Here is a 16,601-nt window from a genome sequence, read left to right on the forward strand (position 1 = left end):
CGGTCAGTTCATGACGACGTATCACGAAAACATGATCCACCACCGAACGATCTTTTGAAGACGGACCCTAGTGGTTCCTCGCCGCCCCAGCCTCCGTCTTTTTTCCGCCAACCTTGCCGAGGGCATGCCGATGTGACCAGAACAGCAGTACGGGGCCATCCCCTGGAAGATCGCGGGCAGTCGTATGGCTCGGCTGGACGGCCTCGGTCCGTCGAATGGCTGGATCGTCGCCCCCATTGCCCTTAAGGGCACAGCTGCCCAGTCCTGTTTCCCTGGAAACGATAGGATCATCAGGGCGCCTGACCATCGCCTGCCGCACAGGAGCCCCGGGACGGGGCGACCGTGCGGGCGAACACATGGGGGAAGTGGGACTGGATGGCAAACGACTGCATAGTGGTCGGCCTCATGGTGGCCAGATTGTCATTGCGGCGGAGGATCAGGAGACTCGTCAGCAAGCGGGGGTGGGACTCCTTCGATGTGGAAGACAGGAGCGTCCTCCCGCCATCCGATGTGCTGATCGTCGATGGCGACCGCCTGGGCGAGATACGTGAATCCGTCCCGGTCGTGGTGCTGACGTATGGGGGCGGTATGCGTTACCACAGCCCCTCCCAAGTGGATGTACGCGCCATAGTCGACCGTGATGATCTGGACGACGCCTTTTTGGAGGCCGTCCACGAGGTCGCGACGGGACACGGGTGGATTTCGCCCACTCTCGTACGTCCTCTGCTGCGCAGGCCACCGTCTATGGAGACGACGCCTCATCGGCCTGTCCGGACCTCAGGGCTTGCTCCGCACCTGACCGCGCGGGAGCACGAGGTCTTGTCCCTGGTGTCTCAGGGAATGAACAACAGCGAAATCTCCGGGGCTCTGTACATCGCCGAAAGCACGGTGAAATTTCACGTGTCGAACATTCTGCATAAGACCGGATGCCGGGACCGCAGTCAGTTGGCAGCTCGGAGACCCGTCGCGGGATGATCTCCGGACGAGAGCCGTGTAGCCGCAGTAGGAAATGAGGGAGACCTATGAAGAAGCAAGAAACGATCCGGTGGGCGGCGGTGGGATTTCTGCTCGTCCTTGCACTGACCGCCCCGTTCTTTGGGGACAGTACGATTGCCGTCGTGATGCCCCTCCTGCTCGCTGTGGTGCTCGGGGGTGTCAATGTCACACTCAAAAAAAGGGGAACTCCAGGAAATGTGGAGTAGACCGGCCAGAAGTTAAGGACACAGCAACCCCAGGGCGACCGACATGCGATGCGTGGCGGTCGCCCTCTGCTGTGGTCAGGAGACCTGATAGCGGGCGAACCGAACGGCGCCCAGGGCGCAGATGGCCAGCGCGTAGAAGGCTAGAACCAGGAAGCCGAGAGTTTGTGTCCCGCCGGTCGCTTGGGTAGCGGCCGACATGATCGTTCCTCCGCCTGCGAGGTCCCCGGCGCTCCCAGGAAGGAGGTGGGCCATGGCCGAGTGGCCCAGTGAGGATGAGAGGACTCGCAGGGCAGGTTCCAAGAATTGCGTGAGCACGAGGATGCCGACGATCGCGACCGTCTGGTTGCGTACGAGCGCCCCCACGCCTACCCCGATGGCTCCCCAGAGTGTCAGCACCACGACGCTGCCGGCCAAGGCGCTAAGGACGCTGGTGTGCGTGAGGAACGAGGACTGTCCATGTCCAGTCAGTAGCGCGGCTGTCACGAGTGCCCCGGAGGCGACCGAAACGACTCCGTACAACAATGCCGTGCAGAGTCCCACCGCGATCTTGGCGCCGTATACGCGTGCTCTGCGAGGCTCGGCCAGCAGTGTGGCCGTTAGGGTGCGGGAGTGGTGTTCCTGAGTGACCAGGACTACTCCGATGGCCAGTGGAAAGATGTAGGTCAGTGCCAGCGCGATGTTGTAAGCGGGAACGACGCCTTCCGCCGTGTTGAAGTCCAGTGGACTGCGGGGTGCGTTCAGGCCGGCGAATACGACGAGTGCGGTGATGCCCGCGCTGCCGATGGCCATGGCGAGCAGCAGGATCCACCACAGCCGGGTGGAAGTGAGTTTGTGTATTTCGGACCGTAGTTGCGTGCTCATGTCTGTGTTCCCTCCCCTGCCTGCGTCAGGCGCATGAAGGCTGACTCCAGGCGCTCGCCCTGTGTCAGGAGATGGTCGAGGGGGCCGCTGCTCAGTAGTTTCCCGTGATGCATGAGCAGGACATCGTCTACGGTCTGTTCCATTTCACTGAGCAGGTGGCTGGAGAGGAGGACCGTCCTGCCTGAGGCGGCGAACCTCCGTAGAAATGTCCGGAGCCACAACATCCCCTCCGGGTCCAGGCCGTTGCTCGGCTCGTCCAAGATCAGCAGTTCCGGATCGCCCAGGAGCGCGGCTGCCAGCGAGAGGCGCTGCTTCATACCGGTCGAGTAGCCGGACACGGGACGGTCTGCCGCTTCGGCGAGCCCTGTTTCGGCGAGAAGCCGGTCCAACCGTTCGGGGCTGCATCCTGCGGCCGGCGCGTAGCAGCGCAGGTGACCGCGGCCGGTCCGGCCGCCCACGAACGCTCCGCCGTCAAGGCTGACGCCGATCCTTTGAGTAGGGGTTTGCAGCTCCCGGTAGGGGTGCCCCCATAGGAGTGCTGTTCCTTCCGTGGGCCGAATCAGTCCCAGCAGCATCCGGAGGGTTGTGGTCTTCCCCGCTCCATTGGGGCCGAGGAAACCAGTGACTCTACCTGCTGGCACATCGAAGGAGATCCCGTCGACGGCGGTCCGTCCTCGGAATTTTTTGCGTAGTCCGCAGACCTCGATTACAGGGCTATTGTCTTTCACTGGCGTTGTTCGTTCCATGCATTCTTGTTGTTCTGTCATGTCTCTCCCTCAGGCCGTTGTCAGGTTGACCTGGGAGCGGACCAGATCCCGGTACGGGCCGGCTTCGGATATCAATTCCTCGTGGCGTCCGGTCTGGACGATCCTGCCGTGTTCGAGAACCACCACCAAGTCGGCGCCTACGATGGTCGACAGACGGTGGGCGATGATGATGCGGGTGCACTCCAACCGGTCCAGGGCGGCAGCGATCTTGGACTCTGTGATGGTGTCCAATGCGCTTGTGGCCTCGTCGAGGACGAGGACCCGGGGTTTCCGGGCCAGAGCTCGCGCCAAGGCGATCCGCTGGCGCTGGCCGCCGGAGAGGCTGCTGCCCATTTCACGTACCGGTGTGTGATAGCCCAGCGGCATCGCCTTTATGTCTTCGTGAATGTGTGCCTGCCGAGCGGCCTCGATCACCGCTTCCATGGTGGCGTCGGGCACGCCGAACCGGATGTTGTCCGCAATGCTTCGATTACTCAGCACGGTGTCTTGGGGAACGTACGCGGCTTTTTGGTAGAAACTCTCAGCGCTGATTTCCCGAAGTGAGACTCCGTCGTAATAGATGTCGCCGGCCCGGACCGGATACAGACCCATCAGGAGCTTTCCAAGCGTGCTCTTGCCCGACCCTGAACTGCCCACCACGGCGATGCGCTGACCGGGTCGGATGTCGATCGACACGTCGGTGAGGGCAGGCTGTCTGGTGCCTGGGTAGGAGAAGGCCACCCCTTCCAGACGGACCGCACCCTGCATGGAGACCGGGCGGTCTCCAAAAGCGCCTGGGGAATGTGGCTGGTGAAGGATGTCACCGACTCGGGCCACTTGCGCGTTCGCGGTAATGAGCTGGGTGAAGGCACCGGAGAGCGACATCACCATTCCGAGACTCGTCGCGGCGAGTGTCTGCGCCGCCACGGCAGAGCCGAGGTCCAGCGAACCATGAAGGACGAGCCAGAGACCCACTGCGAGCACAAGCAAGGGGCCGAATACCTGGAATACCGAATAGCCGCTGGTCGCAATACCCTGCAGGACGATCCGGCGCCGGGTCTGTTCCATGCCGGCCTCGTATACCTTCTCCCAGTCCCGGAAGAAGGTCTCCGTCATCCCCGAGACCTTCAGGGTTTCGATCGACGACAGCGCCTCCATCTGGAGGGAAGACGACTTCGTGGTCTCAGTGATCTCTCTCTCGGTGATTCGGCGGATGGGGCGGTACGTGGTCACGGCGACAGCGAGCATGGTCAGGAAGACCACGAAAGCTGTTGCCCCCAGGGTGAACGAGCGATAGAACATGTAGCCGAAGATGGCAATTAGACTGCCCAGATCCAGCAGTACAGCCGACAACTGGCTCGAGAGCATGTCCCGTACGGACGTGATGCTGGACAGCCGGTAGAAGAGTTCACCCTGCGAGCGGTTGGCGAAATACTTGTAAGGAAGTTCGAGCAGCCGTTTGAAAGTTCTTCCCATCATCGCCTTGCCAAGGCTCTTGATTACTGCGGCCAGACACAGCGCACGAAGCAGCGAAATGAGGAAAAAGACCGTCATGGGGATGAGGAAGGCCGCCACGACCAGGGCAATGGGGGTCTTCTCGAGGTATCCCGCGTAGTCGTTGACCGCGTGTTGGGTGGCGATGGGCATGAAAATGGTGAAGGCGTACAGCAGAAGGGACATGGCGAACGCCTGGAGCAGCGGGCGCCGGGCGCCTGTCAGCGCTTGAAGGAACTCTCGCCAGACGCTGGGTTCGCGATGCTGTTCGGGTTGATGATCTGCCGTTGGTTCAGCCTCGAGTGCCAAGCCTGAGTAGTGGAGTTCGAACTCCTCGACCGAGTACTTCCGGCGTCCGCTGCCCGGGTCGACAACGGTGACGTGGTGATCGTTGATTTCCTCGACGACCACGACGTGGCTGTCGTCCCAGTACGCGATGATGGGGAGTTTCAGTTCCCCGAGGCGCTGTGCGCCGGCCCTGAAGGCCCGAACGGTGAACCCCCGCCCGCGTAAAATTGAGGCGATTTCCTTGATGGTGAGCCCGTCGCGGCCTACCTCGTGCTGTCGTCGCAGGGCAGCCACCGAATCGCGGGAGCCGTGCGCCGACAACACCATAGCGATGCAGCACAGCCCGCACTCGGACTGGGCGAACTGCTGGACCTCACGAACCCGTCGGGTCCTGCGGATGCCCGCTGCCATTAGTGGCCTCCCTGGAAGATGGGAAGACTACGCCCGGGGTGGTTGAGCATCGACTGGGCCGCGAACCAGCCGGAAAGTCCGAGGAAGAAGGAGGGTAGGTGGGGCTCGGTACCAATACCGCAGGTCCAGCCACCCTCTGCGTACCGGTGTAGGAAGCTGGTGTGCAGCGTCGCTGCCTCGGACCGCAACTCGGGCCAGTCGAGCCGGTCAGCCAGGTCGCACAGGACCGCGATGCGGCCGGCGACCCCGTGGCAGAGGCTGATGTCGGGGCCGATATCCGAGCCGGGGTCGTGCGAGATGAGTCGTTCGATCTCGGGGGCGATGGCCTCACGGATGCGTCCATTAGATTCGCCAGTGCATGCCAGGAGTCCGGCCGCTGCGTATGCGACACCCGCGTAGCCCTTGCACCAACCGCTGCCCTTGGCTCGGTCACGAAGGGTCGCGTCCTGCCAGCGGTGGCGCCCGTAGGCGTGGGCGAACCGCTCCAGATGGTCGCGTGCGCCGCTGCCGTCGTCCAAGCCCTTCGCGACCAGGGCACTCATCGCGGCGATCCGGCCGAACCTGCCGTGTGCAAGGCCGAGTTCGTCGCCGGGATGTGTTGTGGGGTCGCCGTCGACGGTGACCAGGCGTTGCAGCAGCCGCTCGGGCGGGATGCCCATCAGCTCGGGCGCGCCGTGGCTCTGGTATGAGGCGAGGTAGACGAGGTAGCCGCTGTAGCCGTTCAGGTAGTCGAAGGCTGCGGCGGTGAGGCTTTCGATGTCAGGAAGCGCTGCACCGTGCTGGAGGGTGACGGTTGTACGGAACCGCGCGGAGGGAGAGCGGAGCCGGCGGATCTCCCAGTCGGTCACGAGGTTGGAGAGAACCCCGGTGTATGGGGACATGGACAGCGGTGACCCGTCTACCACCAATTCTTCGGGCATTGCAGAGTCGCAGACTCGCGCGATGTCCACGCCGAGGGTCGAGATGCTCGCGCGAGCATCGGTGTCCGCCAGGTGTATGAGGAGTCCGCCGCCGCCGAAGAGGGTCGTGTCGACTGGCCCCAGGCTCAGCCCGTCGCCCTGTAGATGGGGCGTGAGCCAGGTGGGTGTGGTATTCGTTCCGACCACCAGGTCGCGGAGCGTGGCATGCCAGGCTCCGGGATCGGTCAGGTCGGGAAACACTGTGCGGCGGGACCCTCTGTCGGCGTCCCGGGCCCTGCTTGGCTCCCAGGCGTCATCGGCCGAACAGGCCAGTGCGTATCGGATGTAGGTGGGGTCCCGGTTGGCGGGGCGGGCGAAGAAGGAGTGGACGGCGGCGAGAGCGGACTGGCGTGGTGTTGTGCCGACGGCTGTGCGAATCTCACGGTCGAGGTTGCCCTGTATCAGTGTGGAGTCACAGTCCACAGTGAAGAAGGGGATGTCGAGGTCGAGGAGCGCGGCCACCTCATCTTGGTGCAGTGTCTGCGCCGATTCCGGTGCGGCGCCCTGGTAGTGGTGAGGCAGTTTGCCCAGGAGCTCTGCGCGGACTTTTTTGTTTCCCAGGTACGCGGGGTGGGTGGATGCTTCCAGGAACCGTGCGTACACGTAGGTCGGACGGACGACCTGGCGCACCGCCCAGTCGTCGGAGTTGGCTATAGCTGCCTCCACACGGTCCTGATGGGCCCGGAGGAGTTCGCGAGCCTCGCGGTACCCGGTGACGATGTCGTCGGTCCAGTCCCGGGGGTCCAACGGTTCGCCGGCCACGGTGGCCATGTTGGATCCGTGTTCGATGAGGACCTGGGTGCGTTGGAATCGGATGTCGTCCGTGCCCGCGCCCACGACCTGGTATGAGTACAGGTTTTCGGACGTCCCGGGACGTATGCAGCCGATCGCCGAGATGTCGACGTCCAGCTTCGCTCCGGTGTAGCGGGTGGGAAGGAGAACGGTCTTGAGGACCGACTGTTCTACGTCGAGGTTGAGCGTGGAGATCGCCGAGGGGGACGCTCCGGGAGCAGCCCCAGGAAGTGAGACGAGGGTCTCGGTGTCTATGACGAGCGGGCCCTCGGGGCTGGCGATGACGTTCTCGTGATGCAGGTCTGTGGCGCCGATCATGCTGAGCAGGGCGGAGGCCCGGCCGAAGCGCCGGAAGTAGCGCGAGCTCTGCATCTCTGTTCCGTCGAGGTCGGTGTGCTCGACGAATTCCTGCCACACGTGCGTTGGTTGAACGAGCGAGCGCGGGCACAGTGGGCCGAAGAACGTCGCGTCCGGGTCGAGCAGGGCGCGGAGGGTGTCCAGGAGCTTTTGGCAGTTGTCTTGCTGAGGCTTGTACACGGCCCGGGTGCCGTCTTCGCGTACTGCCAGGCACACGGTCCGGCCGCCTCGGTGGGCATCGCCGAGCCCAGGGGTGAGCGCGGTGATTCTCGCCTGCCCGCCGAGCAGGGAGTCCAGTGGCCGGCCTGCAGCGAAGACGGCGTGCAGAACGTCTTCAACTGTGCGTGCTGCACGGTCGACGCTGAGGTTCAGAAGCCGGTCGAGTTCGGGGAATCGGCCGAGTATGGCGTTGCGGCCGGGCGCGTCGGCGACGTGGGCGTGGAACGCCTCGTAGCTCATGTCCTCCGAGTGGAGGGAGGCGATGAGGGTCCGTATTCCGGTCGTCACGCAGGCACTCATCAAAGAACGCAGGGTGGACTCTGCCACGCCAGCGAGGTCTGCGACCTCGGCAAGGGAGGGCGTTGCACGCGCAAGCCCGGCAATGCGCCGAGCGCAGTCGGACAGGTATGGCGCATAGAACGCGCCGAAGACATCTGTCCTCTCGTCGGTGATGCGCTTCACCAGTCTGTCGAGGAACACATCGCTCAATTGCACGCTTGCACTCTCTTGCCTTCGTCTTTGATGGGAGGGTGTGGAGCGGGTGCCCCGGAACTTCTCCTTCCGGGGCACCTGTCCCTCACTGGTGTGGCTGGTTCAGCAGCGCTTGGTGCAGGCACTGGTGGGGCAGCCACCCTGCATCGCGGCGCTTGCCCCTACGACGACGGTGGTGATGATGGTCGGCGTCCAGCCCGCGGCCAGGGAGTCGGGTGCCTCGGAAAGCTCGATGAGTTCCTCGGCACTGACATACCCGGTGGCGTCGTTCATGGCGATGTCGCCCATGATGGTTCCTCTCTTTAGGTGGGTTGTTCCAGAGTCCGCATTCGGGGCGGACCCAGCTTGCGATGGGCCATTGCTCGGATCCGCAAACGGGTTGTGGTCCGGCATGCGGACGTTGCGGGTTCGCGATGGCCGGTTGCGTACGCGCTTTCAGGCGAAGCGCAGCAGGGAGGGGTGGGCTTCGGGGTCCAAGTGATGCAGGACGGACCACGCAAGACCGGACTCGCCGACCATGAGGCTGTTGCTGTAGGCGTACTTGGTGTCGGACCGCCGTCCGTACAGCTCGATGACCTCGTCGAAGAGCCTGGGATACAGGTCCGTGATGCCGTCACCGAACAGCCCGGGAACCAGCCGCTCACCGAAGCGGGCGATCTCGGCACTGGCGAGGTCGCCATGGCAATAGGTCGGGTTGTTGCCGAAGCCGCGGGCGAGGGTGAGCGAAGACAGCTGGTCCAGGGTCTGGCGTGGAACGGCGTCAGAAGCGTGTTCCCTGCTCAGCAGCGCGCCGAGGAGGAGGCCGGGCGCTCCGTGGCACCACCCGTACGAACGCTCTTCCCCTCCCCAAACTCGCGGCCAGTCGCCGTCGGTCCTGTCCTGCGAGCCGAGTACGGCATCGAGGATCCGCAGTCCAAGACGGTGGACCTCTGGATCGCCGAATTGCGCTCCGTAGCGGAGTAGTACGGGAGCGATGCCCATCGCCCCGTGCGCGTACCCGGTGTACTGGGTGACGCGCGCATCCTGGAGAGCGACACCGCCAAGGGCGCGGACTTCCTGGGCGGCGATGGAACGGACGGCCTCCGCGACGACAGCGCGTTCGGATGGGTCCGTCGTGCGGTCGTGCAGAGCCATTGCCACAGCCAAGGCGCCGGCCATTCCGCTCAGGAAGTCCGTTCCAACCTCGGTCCCGCAGGATCGGGCCAGTTCCCGGGCAAGGTCGCCAAGGCGCCCATCTCCTGGTTCGTCGAGTAGTTGTCGAGCAACGGCGAGGGCATAAGCGGTGCCCGCCAGTCCCGTCATGCCTCCGACGGACACTCCGTGTTCAGCCAGAAGGCCGCTGCGTAGCTGCTCCTCGACCGGGTCCAGGACACACCGGGCGGCATGGGCGAAGTCCCTTCGGCCGGTCTCGCGGGCCAGGGCACTGAGGACGAGCGCGGGGCCGGGACTGCCGCCGTACAGGTCGTAGCCGAGGCTTCCCGGACTCCACTGGCTCTGCGAGTCGGTGGTGACCTGCGGGGCTATCCAAGTTGCCGGGTGGCGCGGGTCGCTGCTTGGTATAAGGGTCGCCAGGAGCCTGTCACCGATTCGCTCGGCTTCTTTGATGAACCGGTCCCGGTCTATGCGGCCCGCGGCCCGATCTCGGCTCGGCGTCGGTACGAAGCCGGTCTTCTCCCGATCGGTCGGCAGCTTGTTGACGAAGGAAAAGTCGATCAATCGGCTTTCCCGCTCGATCACTGCCTCGTCAATCCCCTGGATCCGGGCGCGTAGGGTTTCCAGAGGAGATTCAGCCAGGGCGTCGGTGTGTACGGTCCCGTCAGCGGACTGGAGCGCGCGGCTCCGTGCCGTGTACGAGAAGTACGGGACGTCCCCGCGTGACATCTGACGGACCTCGTCGTCGGCAATCTCGGGAGAGCCGGTCCGCAGGAAGACGCGGTTCAAGACGGCTGCGCGCACTAGAGGACTCGCCATTGCGTCCGGATGGGTGGCCATGCGCAGCAGCTGCGCGTAGAAGACCGTCGCCTGGTTGACGTGGCGGAACTGGACATCGCCAAGGAAAAACTCGATGGCGGCCAAGACGTCGCTCGGGTGGGCCGCCGCGTGGTCGAGAACCCGGCGGAACTCGTTCTTGATCGTGTCTCGCTGCTCTGGGACAGAAAGCTGGAGGGCGCGCTGGACCGCCAGGTTGGCGTTGGAGACGGTCGTCGTCATGGTGACCATGGAGACGGACATGTCGTCGCGGCCGGGGTTCTTGATGCCGAACGACTTGTACGGGGCGGGTTGGCCGGAGTCGTACCCGATCGCCCCGATGTCCATACCGTGGTCGTCGCTCCCGGCTCGTACGACGAGCGGGAGGAGACCCGACCCGATGATCGATTCCTGGAGAGTTGATGCGGCGATGCCGGAAGCCGCGCCGGTGTCGTACGACTCGGGAACCCGTATACGGGGTGACAGCAGCGTCTCGGTGTCTATCACCACAGGGCCGGCAGCGCAGGACACCACGTTCTCGAAGTGGATGTCGGTGGCCCGGAGCAGGAAGAGGATCCCTGCGAGGGTTCCGATCCGGGCGAAGTATTCTTTCTGTTCGCCGGCGTATTCCTGGGTAGGGACGAACTCTACAAATCCGCCGCGCTTGGTCTGCAGTACGGCCACGGTCGGCAGGTCCGTGCCGAGCCGGTCATTGAGCCACGCGACGAACGAGTTGTAGCCGGATTCGGCTCCAAGCGGATGCGGCTTGTAGACGACACGGCCGCCATCGGTGAACAGGATCTGCGCGACGGATCTCCCGCCGTTGTGGGTGTCGCCTTCACCGAGGACCAAGCGTTTGACTCGAAGGGTCCCTCCTCCGGGCAGCAAGGCGACAAGGTCGTCGCCGGCCAACTCGATCTCCCCGAGAAGCTCAAGTACGTACCGTGTGGCTGCCTCGACCTGACGGTTCACCAGCCGAAACAGGTAGGGGTAGCGCGACAGCAGTTCAGCGTGCCCGGCATCGCTGTTCGTCCACTGCCGGAATGCGGTGTACCGATCCTGGGGGGTGTCGCCGACGAGGAGGCCGTCGGAGCGCCGCCGGTGCAGTGCCTCGAGCAGGGTACGAAGCATCAGTCGGGAGAGGAGCGCCGTCTGATGTTCGAGGAAGTCGGCAACGATGATGTCTGGGGCGGCTATGAAGGCGCAGGACTCGGCAGCGGCACGTACAAGCTTTTCCCAGGGACGGATTAAGTGCGCAAAGTAGTCGTGAAAGAGCCCGTCTACGTCCAGCGATGGATCGTAGGTGTCGGGCAAAGCGGCGCTCAGCGCCGTGTCCTCGACCGCGATAACGCCGTCGTCTTCCTCGGCCGCCTCTCGTAGCCGCTCCTCGACGCGCGCGATCAGCTCAGGGGAGGTCAGCTCTGGCAGATACGTCCGCAGCGCCTCTGCCGGGCTGGCGGGATCGTTGTGACTCTTCATGGAACACCGGGTCCAGTGCGGGGAGGGAGGTGACGCCGGGAGCTGGGACCCCGGCGTCATGCGGTCACTTGCAGTTGGACTGGCACTCAGCAGTGGCCGTGCAGAAGTTCCCGTTGTTCCCCAGGACGTAGCTGGCGCCGAGACAGGCCAGCGAGGTCAGGGTCGTACCCCATTTGCTGCCCGCGGCGCTGACGGAGCCGAGGTTCTGGTCGTCAATTTCTTCCAGGATGCCGACGTTCGGGTTTGTCATCGGATTGATCCCCTTCATGCGTTGAATCGCCCGGCCAAACGGCCGGACAATCCGCTAATGATCTTTACGACCTGAACGCTACGGACTCATGCCGCATGACGCCCCCGCCCGGCGACGGGCTCTATGCCCCCCTCCGGGCGGGGACGAACCAGGTCCGAAGTTGCTTGGCTCGCCCCGCTTGGTACCCCGCGGCAGCAGCGGCTCAAGCCGGTCGGCCAGCACGTCCTGGGCTTCCTCCACGAGGTCGGGAGTGACCTGCGCGCCGCGGTCGGCGAGGTCGTACTGGTCGCCCACCGGACAGCGGGGGCGCGGCGCAGGAGGAGGAGTTCCAGTACCGGGACTCGGCGACCAGGCGGGCCGCCTCCGTGCGCAGCGGGACGGTGCGGCCGACCGGGCGCAGTCGGCCGTCGTGGTCGTGGCGGCCGAGGATCAGGAGCTGGGGCGGGTGAGGGTGCCGGTGGTGGTGCCGATGATCGCCTCGGTGGTGTCCCGGCGACGAACCTTGATCCACGCCCCCCTGTGGCCCGGCATGTAGCGGCTGGTCCGGGGTTTGACCACGATGCCTTCGACGCCGAACACGTCCGTCCACGACTCCAGCCACTCCCGGCCCTGGGCCGGGTCCGTCGTCATCGGGCACAGGTGTCGGCGTACGCCTGAACGTGCTCAACCCCGTACAGGTGGAACGTCCTCAGTTGATGATGCGCTGACCACGGGTTCCCGTCAGTCCGCAATGGACCGTCGACAGCGTCGGGCGGCCGGGCACTCCTCATGCCACCTTGATGACAACCTTGCCCGAGGTGTGACCGTTCTCGACGGTGGCGAGGGCGGCCGGGGCGTCGGAGAGCGGGTGGACCGCGGTGATCACAGGTGCGAGGAGTCCGTCGAGGGCCAGCCGGGCCGACCGCTCCAGGTTCTCGCGGTCGACGCGACGCTCGACGAAACGCCCACCGAGATCGGGCACAGACATATCACCCACAGCGATGACGTTGCGAGGGTCCTGGGCCAGCGGAGCGACCGTCCGCAGCGAGGCGCCTCCGACCAGGTCGACGATCCCGTCGAAGCCGTCCGGAACCAGCTCGCGTGCCGCGGAGACGACGTCCCCGGCCATGTAATCGATGAACCGCACCCCGATGGCCTCGGCGTGCTCGCGTTTGGTGGTACTCGCGGTGCCGATCACACGCAGCTCGCGCCCGATAGCCAGCCGGGCGACGGCGAGGCCGACCCCGCCCCCGACCCCGTTGACCAGAACCGTGGCACCGGCCGGGAGGCCGAGCTGGTCGAGCACGTCCACCGCGGTCGTCCCGGCCACCGGCAGCGTCGCCGCCACGGTCGCGGACAGACCCTCCGGAATGCGCGCGGTGCTCAGCGCGGACAGCACCGTGGTCTCGGCGTAGGTACCGCCACCAGTGAGTGCGAAGCCGAAGACCGCGTCACCCACCTCGAGCCCCTCGACGTCCTCGCCCCGCGCGAGAACCGTTCCGGCTGCCTCCATGCCCAGCACGCGCGGAAACGGACGCCCGCCGTCGAGCCCGTCGACCAGACCCGAGCGCAGAAGGTGGTCGAGGGGATTCACGCCGGCGACGTCGACCCGGACCAGCACCTCGCCGCGACCGGGGACGGGATCGGGACGATCGAAGAACTCCTGCACCTCAGGCCCGCCATACCTGCCGAAACCCCACGCCTGCCCCATCTTCCGCCGCCTCTCCTATAACCGCCCCGGTGATTCCGGGCGTTGCAGCCATCCTCACCTCTGACATTGATGTAAGGGGCAAGCAGATGAGATGCAGATCACAGCATCAGGACGACTGCGCCACCGGTGCCGGAGCCGTGGACAGCTCCGCCCGGTGCCGTCTGTTGCCCCTGATCAGCACGTCGAGTGCATCCCGAGTCTCGATCAGGTGCACGATGTCGGCGTCGATCCGGTCGCGCTCGCGCATCATCGCCGTGAACGTCTCCTCAGCAACACCCAGGTCACCCGGGACGTCCACACACGGCAGCACAGTCGCGATCACCCGGCTGGACATACCCGCGTCGAACAACTGCCGGATGAGCGACACGCGCTGGACCGCAGCATCGGAATAGTGACGCTGCCCCGCCTCGGAGCGCGAGCTGGTCAGCAGACCCTGCTCTTCGTAGTACCGCAGTGAGCGCGGACTCACGCCCGTGCGCTTGGACAACTCGCCTATCCGCATCCCTGAGAGCCTACGCCCGCGTACTCCAAGTCCAGACCGCCGGCAAGTCATGAACGCTCGCGGACACCCCCACGACCGCAAGGTCGTCGTCCCGGTCCCACGACTGAACACGTTCGCCTGTACACGCCTGAGCACTTTTCTCACTACGCCGACAACAGGGTCCACGGGGATGTCAGGGCGTGGTCGGCGAACAGGGCCTCCAGGCGGGCGCGGCGCTCCATGTAGGGCAGGTCGAGCAGCTCCTGGCCGTCGAGCTGCAAGAGGCCGAACATTACGAAGAAGGCCGCCATCCTCACGGGCAACCCGGGAGCGCTGCGGGTGCGGGCGGCGGCCCGACGCTGCAACCCCTCGAACGACAGGGCGCCCGCCTTGGCGTCCCACACGAAGAGCTCGTCGTCCAGGACCAGGCCGGCGAAGAGCTGCGCCTCGGCGGCCGCGACGAGATCGGGGAACGCGCCCTGGACCAGGGCGCCGCGGCGGGTCTGGAGCAGCACCCGCCCACCCGGCCCGACCGGGGTGAACACCAGCGCCCGGTAGCGTCGTTCTCCAGACCTTGATGTGTCTCATGAGACACCCGTCCACCGACAAGACGGCCCCAGAGCGAGTGACGGGGCCCAAGTCTGGCGTCACGGTGACGCGGGCCTGGTTCAGGTGGAAACAGGGGTACGGGACAGAGCGGTGCGCAGCGCGAAGACGCCGAGCAGGCCGCCTGCCGTGAAGCGCTGGGCAGTCATCGCACGGGGCCGGGCAGTCAGAAACCCCGACATCCGCGCTGCGCCCAACATGATCAGAGCGTTCACCGAGATCCCCACGATGATCTGCACCCCACCGAGCTGGAGCAGTTGCCCCCAGGCCGGACCTCCCTGTGGATCCAAGAACTGGGGCAGTAGGGCGGCATACATAAGAGCGATCTTGGGGTTGAGCACGTTCGTCAGCAGCCCCATCGAGAACAGGCGGGCGTCAGAGACGGGGGGCAGGTCATGGGCCGGGGCGAAGGGTGAGCGGCCGCCGGGCTTGAGCATGCCCCATGCGAGGTAGGCCAGATAAGCGGCCCCAGCAAGCTTGACCACCATGAACGCCATCGGCACCGCAGCGAACAACGCCGACAGGCCTGCAGCCGCCGCCAGCAGATAGCACACGAATCCCACGGCGGTCCCACTGAGGCTGACCAGGCCCGCCCTACGGCCTTGAGTGATGGCGCGAGAGGCGAGGTGAATCATGTTTGGTCCCGGAGTCAGGGCCATGCCCAGTTCGACCAGGGCCACCCCTGCGACTGCGGTCAGAGTGATCACCGGTCAACCTCCTGGTCATTCGTGGCACCTGATACGAACGCTATGCCGCATCAGCAGCGCCTGGTCTTGCCGTCTGCAGAGTACGGCCTTGCCGCTCGCTGTCCTCATGCACCCACCCTCGGCCCCGTTCCTGGCGCGCCGCCGACATCCAGTGCTGAGCCCGCAGTTGAAGCCGACCGGGATTGAAAGGCGGCCTTCAAGACGCACCTCAGTCGAGACATCTCAAGACATCTGGAGAACCGTCGAACTTCTGCTCATACGCCACCTTCACCGCGACTTCCGCCGGCTCTCCGAAGAGCAGCAGCGCCGGCCGGCCGAGCTCGACGTGAAGCCGACGCTGGTTGTACGAGCCTGCACAGCGGCCGCGCGGGCCGGCGCGGCGCGGAAGCCTCCCCATGGGTACACAAGCCCTCACCCCGCACATCGAACGGGAAGCGCGATTCCCCGGCGGGCGCACATCCCACCTATGCCCGATGGGTCAGGGCTCCGGGCTGGGGTGTGGATCGCCAACCAGAAACAGTGCCGCGACCGGCTCGACCCTGGGCAGCTCGCCGCCCTCGCCGCCCTCGGGGTCGGCTGGGCACGTAGCGGATCTTGGTTACTCTTTGCTTCATCCCAAGCACTTCAAGTGATGGAGCTGTCATGGCTGAAGCGGTCTTCTTCTCCGACACCAACCACCAGGGCAAGAGCGCAGCACTCGGCCCGGGCCGACACGTGCTCGACGAGAACTTCAACGACACCATCTCTTCCGTGCGCGTCCCGGCCGGATGGACGGTCACCCTGTTCGACGGCCGCGACTTCGACGGCGAAAGCCTCGAACTCACCAGCGACGCACCGAACCTCAGCAGCGGAATCAACGACCGCACCTCGTCCATCGTGATCACGGACGGCGGCACCAACCGGTCCAACACGGCACAGATCAACGGCAGCGGCCTCACCGACATCGACCAGGCCCACGAGAACGTGGCCGTCAACTTCTCTGAGCTGTGGTGACGCCCCTCCACTGACCAGACCCGCGGTATGGAGGGCCCGCCGATCGGCGGGCCCTCCATACCGCCCGCGGCGTCATCGCGACAGGCCAGCCTGAAGCCTGAGGGTTGTGGTTCAGGCCTGGCCGGTCTCGAAGCGGCTGATGTGCCCGTCGGCGGTGACGTCGAAGCGCCACTTGGTGCGCATCACGCCCCAAGTGTCGTTGCGGTACTCGACGAGCAGGGACCGTCCGCCGTCGGCTTCGGAGGCGACGTCCATGTGGCCGTTGGAGGAGAAGATCTCCCGCTCCGCCCAATCGGTGATATCGCGGTCCGTACCGTCATCAGACATCGTCGCGCCCGGTGCGAGTGCCGCCTGGAAGGCGGCCCGGTCGTTCGCGTTGACGGCCGTGACGAAAGCACGGACGGCAGGATCGGTCAGCTGGCTCACATTGATCACGAGGCCTCCCAGTCAGGGCGTACGGATGCTGCTGCGCGACCAGGAAACACCAGCAGCGAAGACCGGAAAGGCAACTCTCCCCCACAGCCACGCAGACGGGTGAGCCGCGGGCCCTTCAGACGGTGACCGCCAGCTACTGCGCCTGTGCCCTCAGCACGTCGAGGACCTGCG

General features: G+C 65.3%; 16 protein-coding genes. 3 read left to right on the forward strand and 13 right to left on the reverse strand.

All coding sequences use genetic code 11. The annotated features are described in order from the left end of the window. Positions 1–744 precede the first annotated feature (744 nt). Both IE207_RS34205 and IE207_RS25465 read left to right on the forward strand, forming a co-directional pair. Complete coding sequence (locus IE207_RS34205) at positions 745–975, forward strand: response regulator transcription factor (protein ID WP_373304771.1); 231 nt, start codon at positions 745–747, stop codon at positions 973–975. 47 nt (positions 976–1,022) lie between these two features. Next, positions 1,023–1,202, forward strand: coding sequence for a hypothetical protein (locus IE207_RS25465; RefSeq protein ID WP_190186646.1), 180 nt, complete (start codon positions 1,023–1,025; stop codon positions 1,200–1,202). 75 nt (positions 1,203–1,277) lie between these two features. Here the strand turns inward: IE207_RS25465 and IE207_RS25470 are convergent, their stop codons facing one another. From IE207_RS25470 to IE207_RS25525, 12 genes are all read right to left on the reverse strand, one after another. Continuing rightward, entirely contained in the window at positions 1,278–2,063 is a 786-nt protein-coding gene (locus IE207_RS25470; RefSeq protein WP_190186647.1) for an ABC transporter permease, read from the reverse strand. Further along, a complete protein-coding gene (locus IE207_RS25475; protein ID WP_229873974.1) occupies positions 2,060–2,830 on the reverse strand; it encodes an ABC transporter ATP-binding protein in 771 nt (256 codons plus the stop codon). Before IE207_RS25475 ends, IE207_RS25470 begins: the two co-directional genes overlap by 4 nt. A gap of 9 nt (positions 2,831–2,839) precedes the next feature. Next, on the reverse strand, positions 2,840–5,002 hold the full coding sequence (locus tag IE207_RS25480; RefSeq protein WP_229873977.1) for a peptidase domain-containing ABC transporter: 2,163 nt from the start codon (positions 5,000–5,002) through the stop codon (positions 2,840–2,842). After that, positions 5,002–7,824, reverse strand: a complete 2,823-nt coding sequence (gene lanM / locus IE207_RS25485; RefSeq protein WP_190186648.1) for a type 2 lanthipeptide synthetase LanM — start codon at positions 7,822–7,824, stop codon at positions 5,002–5,004. Before lanM (IE207_RS25485) ends, IE207_RS25480 begins: the two co-directional genes overlap by 1 nt. Before the next feature lie 99 nt (positions 7,825–7,923). Further along, positions 7,924–8,109, reverse strand: coding sequence for a class II lanthipeptide, LchA2/BrtA2 family (locus IE207_RS25490; protein WP_190186649.1), 186 nt, complete (start codon positions 8,107–8,109; stop codon positions 7,924–7,926). A gap of 147 nt (positions 8,110–8,256) precedes the next feature. Next, positions 8,257–11,268, reverse strand: coding sequence for a type 2 lanthipeptide synthetase LanM (gene lanM, locus IE207_RS25495; RefSeq protein ID WP_190186650.1), 3,012 nt, complete (start codon positions 11,266–11,268; stop codon positions 8,257–8,259). A 64-nt stretch (positions 11,269–11,332) separates the two neighbouring features. After that, entirely contained in the window at positions 11,333–11,518 is a 186-nt protein-coding gene (locus IE207_RS25500) for a lichenicidin alpha family lanthipeptide (RefSeq protein ID WP_190186651.1), read from the reverse strand. Positions 11,519–11,947: 429 nt separating this feature from the next. Further along, positions 11,948–12,148 (reverse strand): DNA ligase-like domain-containing protein, encoded by a 201-nt coding sequence (locus tag IE207_RS25505; RefSeq protein WP_190186652.1) that lies wholly within the window; start codon positions 12,146–12,148, stop codon positions 11,948–11,950. Positions 12,149–12,284: 136 nt separating this feature from the next. Further along, the gene (locus tag IE207_RS25510; RefSeq protein WP_229873979.1) at positions 12,285–13,166 is read right to left on the reverse strand and encodes an NADP-dependent oxidoreductase; all 882 of its coding nucleotides are present in this window, start codon (positions 13,164–13,166) and stop codon (positions 12,285–12,287) included. A gap of 148 nt (positions 13,167–13,314) precedes the next feature. Then, a complete protein-coding gene (locus IE207_RS25515) occupies positions 13,315–13,710 on the reverse strand; it encodes a MerR family transcriptional regulator (protein WP_190186654.1) in 396 nt (131 codons plus the stop codon). 143 nt (positions 13,711–13,853) lie between these two features. Continuing rightward, on the reverse strand, positions 13,854–14,234 hold the full coding sequence (locus IE207_RS25520; RefSeq protein ID WP_229873981.1) for an ATP-dependent DNA ligase: 381 nt from the start codon (positions 14,232–14,234) through the stop codon (positions 13,854–13,856). A 123-nt stretch (positions 14,235–14,357) separates the two neighbouring features. After that, a complete protein-coding gene (locus IE207_RS25525; RefSeq protein ID WP_190186655.1) occupies positions 14,358–15,002 on the reverse strand; it encodes a LysE family translocator in 645 nt (214 codons plus the stop codon). 642 nt (positions 15,003–15,644) lie between these two features. On the opposite strand from IE207_RS25525, the gene IE207_RS25530 reads away from it, so the two are divergent. Then, positions 15,645–15,995: a beta/gamma crystallin-related protein gene (locus IE207_RS25530; RefSeq protein WP_190186656.1), complete on the forward strand. Its 351-nt coding sequence runs from the start codon at positions 15,645–15,647 to the stop codon at positions 15,993–15,995. Positions 15,996–16,106: 111 nt separating this feature from the next. On the opposite strand, the gene IE207_RS25535 is transcribed toward IE207_RS25530, so the two are convergent. Beyond that, the gene (locus IE207_RS25535) at positions 16,107–16,430 is read right to left on the reverse strand and encodes a nuclear transport factor 2 family protein (protein WP_190186657.1); all 324 of its coding nucleotides are present in this window, start codon (positions 16,428–16,430) and stop codon (positions 16,107–16,109) included. Positions 16,431–16,601: the final 171 nt, after the last annotated feature.

The sequence above is a fragment of the Streptomyces cirratus genome, assembly GCF_014650775.1.
GTDB classification, from domain to species: domain Bacteria; phylum Actinomycetota; class Actinomycetes; order Streptomycetales; family Streptomycetaceae; genus Streptomyces; species Streptomyces cirratus.

Excerpts from the sequence above, each read along its gene's own strand:
- IE207_RS34205 (WP_373304771.1), top strand. The coding sequence starts at position 745 with ATGGAGACGACGCCTCATCGGCCTGTCCGGACCTCAGGGCTTGCTCCG.
- IE207_RS25465 (WP_190186646.1), top strand. The coding sequence starts at position 1,023 with ATGAAGAAGCAAGAAACGATCCGGTGGGCGGCGGTGGGATTTCTGCTC.
- IE207_RS25470 (WP_190186647.1), bottom strand. The coding sequence starts at position 2,063 with ATGAGCACGCAACTACGGTCCGAAATACACAAACTCACTTCCACCCGG.
- IE207_RS25475 (WP_229873974.1), bottom strand. The coding sequence starts at position 2,830 with ATGACAGAACAACAAGAATGCATGGAACGAACAACGCCAGTGAAAGAC.
- IE207_RS25480 (WP_229873977.1), bottom strand. The coding sequence starts at position 5,002 with ATGGCAGCGGGCATCCGCAGGACCCGACGGGTTCGTGAGGTCCAGCAG.
- IE207_RS25490 (WP_190186649.1), bottom strand. The coding sequence starts at position 8,109 with ATGGGCGACATCGCCATGAACGACGCCACCGGGTATGTCAGTGCCGAG.
- lanM (WP_190186650.1), bottom strand. The coding sequence starts at position 11,268 with ATGAAGAGTCACAACGATCCCGCCAGCCCGGCAGAGGCGCTGCGGACG.
- IE207_RS25500 (WP_190186651.1), bottom strand. The coding sequence starts at position 11,518 with ATGACAAACCCGAACGTCGGCATCCTGGAAGAAATTGACGACCAGAAC.
- IE207_RS25505 (WP_190186652.1), bottom strand. The coding sequence starts at position 12,148 with ATGACGACGGACCCGGCCCAGGGCCGGGAGTGGCTGGAGTCGTGGACG.
- IE207_RS25515 (WP_190186654.1), bottom strand. The coding sequence starts at position 13,710 with ATGCGGATAGGCGAGTTGTCCAAGCGCACGGGCGTGAGTCCGCGCTCA.
- IE207_RS25530 (WP_190186656.1), top strand. The coding sequence starts at position 15,645 with ATGGCTGAAGCGGTCTTCTTCTCCGACACCAACCACCAGGGCAAGAGC.